This is a genomic window from Methylobacterium sp. UNC300MFChir4.1 (assembly GCF_900110155.1).
GTDB lineage: Bacteria > Pseudomonadota > Alphaproteobacteria > Rhizobiales > Beijerinckiaceae > Methylobacterium.
The window spans coordinates 1-1,284 of the sequence record NZ_FOCS01000075.1 but is presented as its reverse complement, the minus strand read 5'-3'; the positions used below and the strand labels follow the sequence as shown (position 1 = coordinate 1,284).

2 protein-coding genes are annotated in these 1,284 nt (G+C 68.4%); one reads left to right on the top strand and one right to left on the bottom strand.

What is annotated here, in order from left to right:
- Positions 1-376: 376 nt before the first annotated feature.
- Entirely contained in the window at positions 377-913 is a 537-nt protein-coding gene (dps, locus tag BMY19_RS30335; protein WP_100253898.1) for a DNA starvation/stationary phase protection protein Dps, read from the top strand.
- A gap of 148 nt (positions 914-1,061) precedes the next feature.
- Here dps and BMY19_RS31550 read toward each other — a convergent pair.
- On the bottom strand, positions 1,062-1,284 hold a 223-nt coding region (locus BMY19_RS31550), incomplete at its 5' end, for an SDR family oxidoreductase (RefSeq protein WP_139215760.1).

Here is a 1,284-nt window from a genome sequence, read left to right as displayed (position 1 = left end):
AGAAGATGCTCGGCGGTCGAGCGACCCATGCCCGACTTGGCCCCTGTCACGACGGCCACCCGTCCGCTGATGCCGAGATCCATCCGTACCGCTCCGCCATCGTTCGAGGGGACCGCCTCGGTTCACGACGAGAGCGGCGGTTGAGAAGTCCGCCTCGCGACGGGAGTTCCTTGCTCGCCCGTCATCGGCCCCCGGTGATGCAAGCTCGTCATTTGCGTGCCTCGTCTAGGCCGCCACCTTCACCCGCCCCGGCGGCGGCACGAGCGGCCGGCGTGAGCCTGGACGGCCGGGGTCTCAGAACCGAGCGTCTCGCCCTCCGACGAAGGGAACCTCCCCAGCCCTCCACAATTGCCGCCTCGGCATAACGGAGCAAAGCATGGCTACGAGCAGCACCCCGCGTACCCACCAGACCCGGAACGACACCAATTCAAACGCGAAGAGGGTGTCCATCGAGGCCCTGAACGCACGGCTGGCCGACGGCATCGACCTCGCCCTGGCGATCAAGCAAGCCCACTGGAACCTCAAGGGCCCGCAGTTCATCGGCATCCACCTGATGCTGGACGGCTTTCGCGCCGAGATCAGCGACCTCAACGACAAGGTCGCGGAGCGGGCGGTGCAGCTCGGCGGCACGGCCCTGGGGACGGCGCAGGTCGTGGCGGGATCGACCAAGCTGCCGGCCTACCCGACCGGCATCTACGCCATCGCCGACCACGTCGCCGCGCTGATCGACAGCTACGCCGCCTACGCCAACGCCGTGCGCGAGAACATCGACGAGACGGACGAGGCGGGCGACCCCGGCACGGCGGACCTGTTCACCGAGGTGTCCCGCGCCGTCGACAAGCAGCTCTGGTTCCTCGAAGCCCACGTCCAGGAGCCGACGGGCCAGATGCGGGACGGCGACGCCCGCAAGTAGGGATTGGGATGCTCCTCCGTATCTAACCGGACGGAGGGGCGGTTAGGAGCGAGGGAACTCTATCGTCGTGCCGGCCAAGGCTGCTTGGCCGTGACGAGGTTCACCGACGGCGATAGGGCACGCTGCCGACCGGCGCCGGATCTCCCATCTAGCTGAGCTTCGGCTGCCCGTTGGAGGCCGAAACGCCGCCGTCCACCGGCAGGTTCACCCCGGTGACGAAGCGTGCGTCCTCGCTCGCCAGGAAGGCGACGACCCCGCTGATGTCGTCAGGCTGGGCGCCCCGTCCCATCGGGATGCGCTCGTTGAACTTGGCCACGAGCTCGGGCTGGTCCTGCATGCCGGCGGTGAACGGCGTGTAGACCAGCGTCGGG